A 6,406-nucleotide genomic window follows, 5' to 3' on the forward strand; every position below is an offset into this window, starting at 1 on the left:
CGACTATTCAATGAATGCCTCTTCGCAAAACGCATTTTACTCTCTCTTCCCAACTCCTCCACAAAGTCTACATGATTACACTCCTGCAAAAACCCGATCTTTTGCATGAGTATAATCATTCAAAATAAGTACTTTTTGCAGGGTTACAATCCATCGAAAACATACCTTTATGCATGAGTACAACCATTCAAAATATCATGGTGCCTCTCCCTCCCCGACGCTCTGGCTCCCCCGGTTCTTCCACTAACTCCGGGTATGATGGATCTCCCGGCTCTTCTTTACCTTCCAACTTCCCTCCTCTCCTCGATATCCTTGCAGCCCAGAACCCCTGGTGGAATGATCGGGACTTTTCATCCATGGCAGGTGTCTGCCGTGGCCGCTACTTCAAAAAGATCCGGGCATATTACGACTCCGGCGAGATCGTTGTTCTCAATGGGGTGCGGCGTTCGGGCAAGACCACCCTTCTCATGCAGATGATCCAGGATCTGATCAATGAGAGGGAGGCAGATCCGCGTTCGATACTCTTTGTCAACTGTGATGAGCCTGCAATTGCCCAGCTTGCAAACCCGCTTGAAATGGTGCTGGATACCTATAGGAAAGAGGTATACAGCCAGGAGGGGGCAACCCTTGTCTTTGATGAGATTCAGACAATTTCCGGATGGGAGCGATGGATCAAGGCTATCTATGATCGAAAACAGTTCCGGTTGGCTATATCGGGATCATCCTCCTATCTTCTCGACTCACAGGTCTCACAGTTGATCAGCGGCAGATACCTCTCTCTCCAGATTTACCCACTTGATTTCTCAGAGTATCTCCACTTTCATGGAATAACCGGGACAGCCGATCCCGTCACACTCGCCAGTAAAAAATATGAGATTCTTGAATTATTCCATCGATATCTCTACGAAGGTGGGTTTCCGCAGGCAGTCCTCCAGAAGGATGAATCGGTAAGGGTGGATCAGCTCAGTGCATACTATGACAGTATTGTCTACCGTGATATCGTCAAAGGGAACGATGTGAGGAACCAGCGGGCATTGGGTGATCTTATTGCGTATATGATGGCGAATATTACCTCCCCATATTCGTACCGTAAACTGGTTGATCTGCTCGGAATTGACACGGCTACGATAAAAGAGTACATCCGGTATGCAGAGATGGCACAGATCCTCTTTGAGGTTTTTCATTTCAGCTACTCGCTGAAGGTACAGGCAAGAAATGATAAAAAGATCTATTGTATCGACAATGGACTCAGGAATGCAGTTTCGTTCTCATTCTCAAAAGATACAGGCCGCTGTGCCGAGAATCTTGTCTATATCGAACTGCGGAGGCGCGGGTATACGCCCTATTACTGGAAGAAAAATGGTGAGGTGGATTTTATCCTGAAGATGCGTGATTCCAGCTTAATGGCGATCAATGTAACCTACACCGATCAGTTGCACAGGCGGGAGACAGACGCCCTGCGTGAGTTTGCAGAAGAGTTTGGATCGAAGGTGAGCCGGTGCATCCTCCTCACAAAGGATACGCAGGGAACCGATGGAATAATTCAGTACATCCCGCTCTGGAGATGGCTGCTCCTGAGGGATGGTGAGGACGAATCCCAATCATTCTGAAAGGAATGAGGGTATAAAGCAGCTGTATAATCAGAATTGATATGCACATCCTCGATATGCTGCCTGATAGCCTCCCGTGCCAATGCATATGAAAGGGGGATGGTTCCCGGAAGCTGGCACAGCAGGGAGGAAGAGTACAATGGGGGTATAACTGCCTAAAGCCCTCTTCTGATGAGAGAATGATAAATTCAGGAGATTCTTTCTCCAGATCAAAATCTCCATTCTGCAATGGATTCGGCTCGTATTTCTCTTGTCCCTCCCTCCTCTCAACGCTCCCCATCCTGTTCCTTATGAGGAGTATATGCCTCCATTCTTCCTTCAGAATGGAGCTTTTCAAGGATCTCCGAGATTGCTGATGCGAGTTTCTGTGCAGCCGAGTGCGACATAAAGATCCGGGTGCCTTTGATCTTCATTCCTCCATCCTCTCCCCTGATTCCGGGCATCTGCAGGAAATCTATTGAGATATCTCTGTGGCTGGCCTGAACATAGGCTAGATTTGAATATGCAGTTGATGAGATATCGATACCCGGATCCTCCTGATTGAATGTGTAGAGCCTGCTGAGATCGAGTGTTGTTCCGCCATCACTGGTATGTCTTTTATCTTCTTTCAGGGTCTCCCCGTTTACCCTCTCCCCTCTCAATTCTTCTCTTCTCTTCTTCTCAGTCATCTCTTCCTCCTGCCGAATCTGCTTTTCTCCCTGGCTATCATACAATCACGGAGATGAGGGTATGTCTCCTTCTCCTCTCCTCAGAATCATCGTCTGTGATGATGCCCTGCCCTGTTTTCCACCCATCCGAGGTGGCAATCGCCTTTGGCTCGTACTCTTCCCTGAGCCTTGAGTTGTAATAATCGGCAACTGCCATATCCATGCAGCCTGTTCCATCCCGATCATCCAGCATTGCATATGCAAGGAAGGAGAGTGCGGCAAACTTCTTCGACTCCACCCGTACTCTGTAGACTGGATGCTTCCCCTCGACACTCTTCTCGATGAGCCCGAGTTTCATCAGTTTTTTGAGGATAAGATAGATCGATGCCTCGGACTTCCCGGTGATATCAGCGAGATATTTTGGCCGGTAATCCATTGTTGGATCGGCAACCAGCTCTTCGACTACCTTTGCGATGGCCGTATCTCCAAAAAGGCCGCCATAGGGCTCATCAAGATACATCTCTTCATCCTGTGAGAGTATCGGGGGGCTATTATTTGTATTCCCGGCAGCCTCTTCCAATGTATCGGTTTTCTTCACTCTCTCCATCATCTCTCCCTCCTCTCCCGACTTCTGTATGTAATGTAGGATTTTGACACTAAATAATTATTGGTATCCCTTAAAAGATTAGATTTTCTTCCAGTGCCTGTGGTGGGGCACCTCCACATCATAGTATGTCATCCATCGATCAGCCTCCAGGAACCTCATCTCCGATCAGGTAAAGATCACCTTTTATGCCAACCATTGTCCATATCGATATCGCAGCCGATTGGGTGGGGCGTGCAAAAGCATTCTACGAGACGATCTTCGGCTGGAGATTCTTCTCACCTCCCGGCTATCTGATATTCCTGTTAGATATTGGATGAAAGGTGATGGGTCTTGTTCATGTGTTTGTTACAAATGGGATCTGCTCCCCTGTGATACCCTTAATACTTAGAAGCCCGGATAACATTCCCTATGAGATCCCGTGATGAAGCGCTGGCAATCCTTCAACAGCTCAAAGGTGAGATCAGGAGCCGCTTTCATGTAATCCGGATTGGAATCTTTGGATCAGTCGCACGTGGAGAGCAGATTGATTCAAGTGATATCGACATTCTTGTTGAGTTCTCACAACCTGTTGGTTTCTTCACTTTTCTTGAGCTTGAGGAGTTCCTGTCAGATCATCTGGAAGCTCCTGTCGATCTTGTGACGCCGGATGCACTGAAACCACTCATCCGTGACCGGATAACATCCGAGGTTGCGTATGCGTGAAGAGATGGATATCCATTTATTGTGTGATGATATTCTACAGGCAACCGGGAAAATCAGGGACTATACAAGAGATATGACGTATGAGTCCTTTCTTCAGGATTTAAAAACTCAGGATGCCGTCATCAGAAATCTGGAAATTGTTGGGGAAGCTGTGAAAAACCTTCCAAAATCGATTAAAGAGCAATATCCTGAAATTCCGTGGCGTTTCATCTCAGGAATGCGGGATAAACTCATACACCATTATTTTGGTGTAAGTCTGGTAATTGTATGGGAAACAGCCCATTCAGACATCCCAGTTCTTATGGAACATTTTAAAGGGATTAAACAACAATTGTAGATCCAAATCGAGGTTAAGTACTTGAGATGAGGAATGCTTTGAAACCCGGTTGACTGTCGATTGGTGCAGCCTGAATCATTCAAAGAGTTCTTTTCTCCCAACAGAAAATCCTCACATCCAGCACCTCCCACCCTCCATCTTTTTATCCTCCCGCTCCTACAATCCTCTTCAATAGCTACAGAGCAGATACTTCAGGTGATATCCATGAAACGCATCTCCTACCAGATCATCATCGGCACAATCCTCCTCATACTGGGTGTGCTCCTCCTCCTCAGGGCAGCCGGCATCTATGACACCGGGCAGCTCCTCGTCTATGCCCCCTCGCTCATCGTCCTCTTCGCACTTATTGCACTGATTAAAAGCGGCTTTCGCTCAGTATCAGGCCCCCTCATCCTGATTGTCATCTTCGGCACAATCCAGCTCGTTCTCCTCGGGCATGCCTCGCCTGATGTAATCCTCCCGGTGATCATCATCGCTGTGGGGCTTGGCTTCATCTTCAACCGGATCAGGCGCCCGTCTATCCGGGAGCGGGTCACAGACAAGGTCGAGATGATGGCAATCCTCGGCGGCGTCGAGAGCCGGAACTCCTCAAAGGCATTCCGGGGCGGAGAAATGCTCGCCATCTTCGGTGGTGCAGAACTCGATCTCCGGGATGCACAGGTCCATGATCCGCCTGCCGAGATCCAGGTCTTCACCCTCTTTGGGGGAACCGAGATCCGGGTGCCTGAAGGCTGGAATGTCCGGATGACCGTGCTCCCGGTCCTCGGCGGTGCAGAAGACGAACGGCGGCGGCCGCGTGTCGGGGGAGATGGGGCAGCAGGCGGCTCATTCCAGGGCACCTCCGGCCAGCCGGATCTCATCATCACCGGTTTTGTCGCATTCGGCGGAGTTACAGTGAAGGATTAACAGTGACGGATTAACATCCACCCTCACGGCTGAAGATTGCCAGTATTTCTCTCAGGAGGAAACTCTTTCATCCCCTCCTCTATCCTGAGGCTCAGGTCTGATCTGTTAATTGAACACTCATGGTCTCAGATGCAATCTCTATATTCTGCTCCCCTTCAAATGCCTCGATGATGAGGCGGTTCAACCGCGACCGTACTGCACGGCGTTCCCGGGCATAGGTTACAAACCGGACTGAGAGGAGAATCCAGTTATCAGTCTGGGTAATATAAACAGCAGGAGATATATCCTTCTTTGGGAGGTAAAATTTCTCTCCAATCCTCTCGATCTCCTTCTCAGCAATCTGCGAGATCCCGCTCGTCTCCTCCTCGGCGATACTGGTGAGGATCGTAATTGCCCGTTTCCAGTCACTTTCGTTTGTTACCGGGATCTGTATCTCATCCCAGAGGAAACTGTGATCGCGGGTGAAGTTCTGAACAGATTGCGTTAACATCTTCCCGTTTGGAATGATGATCAGGCGTCCGGTTGCCTGATCGCCGGCAACCCACTCCCTGATCTCCATCATGGTCGTGTTCATGATCCCTATATCCATGACATCGCCATATCTTCCATCAATCTCGATCCGATCACCGACTGAATATGTGCCGGTGAGCAGGATCGTCAGGCTCCCCGCGAAATTTTTAAACAAATCCTGAAGTGCAATAGCAATACCTGCACCAATGATGCCGAAGAAGACCATGAGTGCCTGAATATCGGTTACCCAGATCAACGCAATTATGGCAAGTATCAGGACAAGTTCAATGAACGATATCAGCTTGGTTGCAGTATACCGGGAACGTGAGTCAGTGATCTTTCTCCTGATCAAACTGTCAAGCAGAATGCTCAGGATGAAGAATATAGCCGTGATCCAGAGTAGGGTGGTGAAGAGTTGGGCTAATAGCGGTGAAGGAAACAAACTATCATAGATGAATATTGCAACGATTATGGTGACTAATATACCGAGGATGATATGGTTCTTCTTCATTCACAATTCCTCCTGGAGGGCTCATGTCTGATACTATCACTTTAGTATAAAAACCTCTCCAAAAAGGAGACATGGAGAAAATGGCTGCGAAAGATTCTTTCCCGGTCTCTTTCGGCCGGTTTCATCTTCTGTATCTATTGAGCTTTCTGCCTCTCTTTTTTTAAGGAGGAAGAACAGATGGGGGGGATCTCTTCACCAGCATCTCCAGCTTAATCATCTGCACCTGACTGTTGATACGTATCTTAGTTTCATGCCTTTTATTTGAAGGCCGCCCATATACCAATAAGCTGGTGAATGCCACTATGGAAAAAACAGCATTCAAACGATTCAAAAGCGAAGTCGGACACTTCTTCCGCGTATCGGTCCTAAACATCGCCTTCGCAGCACTCCTGATGGCCTTTGGGCTGACGGTCGTTGTAATGGAGGTGGTCTCGATGTATGAGACATTCACAACTGATCTGTACCTGATCTACTCCCCGGTTGTCCTCTTCGTTGCCGTCTCTGCGATGCTCATCGGATTCTCATGGATAATTACAAGTGCGAGAATCCTTGAGGGTGTCGAGGAGATACAGGATG

The 6,406-nt window shown here is 48.4% G+C and carries 9 protein-coding genes; 6 read left to right on the top strand and 3 right to left on the bottom strand.

The features are described from left to right. The first annotated feature begins 197 nt into the window (after window positions 1–197). Entirely contained in the window at window positions 198–1,610 is a 1,413-nt protein-coding gene (locus QCH34_RS04590) for an ATP-binding protein (protein WP_300330824.1), read from the top strand. A 266-nt stretch (window positions 1,611–1,876) separates the two neighbouring features. On the opposite strand, the gene QCH34_RS04595 is transcribed toward QCH34_RS04590, so the two are convergent. Continuing rightward, window positions 1,877–2,278, bottom strand: coding sequence for a DUF3467 domain-containing protein (locus QCH34_RS04595; RefSeq protein WP_300330827.1), 402 nt, complete (start codon window positions 2,276–2,278; stop codon window positions 1,877–1,879). 37 nt (window positions 2,279–2,315) lie between these two features. Continuing rightward, window positions 2,316–2,867, bottom strand: coding sequence for a helix-turn-helix domain-containing protein (locus QCH34_RS04600; protein WP_300330832.1), 552 nt, complete (start codon window positions 2,865–2,867; stop codon window positions 2,316–2,318). 182 nt (window positions 2,868–3,049) lie between these two features. On the opposite strand from QCH34_RS04600, the gene QCH34_RS04605 reads away from it, so the two are divergent. The 4 genes from QCH34_RS04605 to QCH34_RS04620 all read left to right on the top strand — a co-directional run bounded on the left by QCH34_RS04605 (window position 3,050) and on the right by QCH34_RS04620 (window position 4,809). Next, complete coding sequence (locus tag QCH34_RS04605) at window positions 3,050–3,181, top strand: hypothetical protein (protein ID WP_300330837.1); 132 nt, start codon at window positions 3,050–3,052, stop codon at window positions 3,179–3,181. A gap of 91 nt (window positions 3,182–3,272) precedes the next feature. Further along, window positions 3,273–3,566, top strand: coding sequence for a nucleotidyltransferase family protein (locus QCH34_RS04610; protein ID WP_300330841.1), 294 nt, complete (start codon window positions 3,273–3,275; stop codon window positions 3,564–3,566). Further along, window positions 3,559–3,903: a DUF86 domain-containing protein gene (locus QCH34_RS04615; RefSeq protein ID WP_300330844.1), complete on the top strand. Its 345-nt coding sequence runs from the start codon at window positions 3,559–3,561 to the stop codon at window positions 3,901–3,903. Before QCH34_RS04610 ends, QCH34_RS04615 begins: the two co-directional genes overlap by 8 nt. Before the next feature lie 204 nt (window positions 3,904–4,107). Then, the gene (locus tag QCH34_RS04620) at window positions 4,108–4,809 is read left to right on the top strand and encodes a LiaF domain-containing protein (RefSeq protein WP_300330848.1); all 702 of its coding nucleotides are present in this window, start codon (window positions 4,108–4,110) and stop codon (window positions 4,807–4,809) included. 91 nt (window positions 4,810–4,900) lie between these two features. Here QCH34_RS04620 and QCH34_RS04625 read toward each other — a convergent pair whose 3' ends face one another. Then, window positions 4,901–5,830 carry a mechanosensitive ion channel family protein gene (locus QCH34_RS04625; protein ID WP_300330851.1) on the bottom strand — a complete coding sequence of 310 codons (930 nt, stop codon included), beginning with the start codon at window positions 5,828–5,830 and terminating at the stop codon, window positions 4,901–4,903. A gap of 302 nt (window positions 5,831–6,132) precedes the next feature. Between QCH34_RS04625 and QCH34_RS04630 the strand changes: the two genes are divergently transcribed. Next, window positions 6,133–6,406, top strand: a 274-nt coding sequence (locus QCH34_RS04630; protein WP_300330854.1) for a hypothetical protein, incomplete at its 3' end; no start/stop codon positions are given.

The organism is Methanocalculus sp., assembly GCF_029762515.1.
Taxonomy (GTDB): Archaea; Halobacteriota; Methanomicrobia; order Methanomicrobiales; family Methanocorpusculaceae; genus Methanocalculus.

Bases quoted from the DNA above. Each gene is read 5' to 3' on its own strand.
- QCH34_RS04590 (WP_300330824.1), top strand. From the start codon at position 198: ATGGTGCCTCTCCCTCCCCGACGCTCTGGCTCCCCCGGTTCTTCCACT.
- QCH34_RS04595 (WP_300330827.1), bottom strand. From the start codon at position 2,278: ATGACTGAGAAGAAGAGAAGAGAAGAATTGAGAGGGGAGAGGGTAAAC.
- QCH34_RS04600 (WP_300330832.1), bottom strand. From the start codon at position 2,867: ATGATGGAGAGAGTGAAGAAAACCGATACATTGGAAGAGGCTGCCGGG.
- QCH34_RS04605 (WP_300330837.1), top strand. From the start codon at position 3,050: ATGCCAACCATTGTCCATATCGATATCGCAGCCGATTGGGTGGGGCGT.
- QCH34_RS04610 (WP_300330841.1), top strand. From the start codon at position 3,273: ATGAGATCCCGTGATGAAGCGCTGGCAATCCTTCAACAGCTCAAAGGT.
- QCH34_RS04615 (WP_300330844.1), top strand. From the start codon at position 3,559: ATGCGTGAAGAGATGGATATCCATTTATTGTGTGATGATATTCTACAG.
- QCH34_RS04620 (WP_300330848.1), top strand. From the start codon at position 4,108: ATGAAACGCATCTCCTACCAGATCATCATCGGCACAATCCTCCTCATA.
- QCH34_RS04625 (WP_300330851.1), bottom strand. From the start codon at position 5,830: ATGAAGAAGAACCATATCATCCTCGGTATATTAGTCACCATAATCGTT.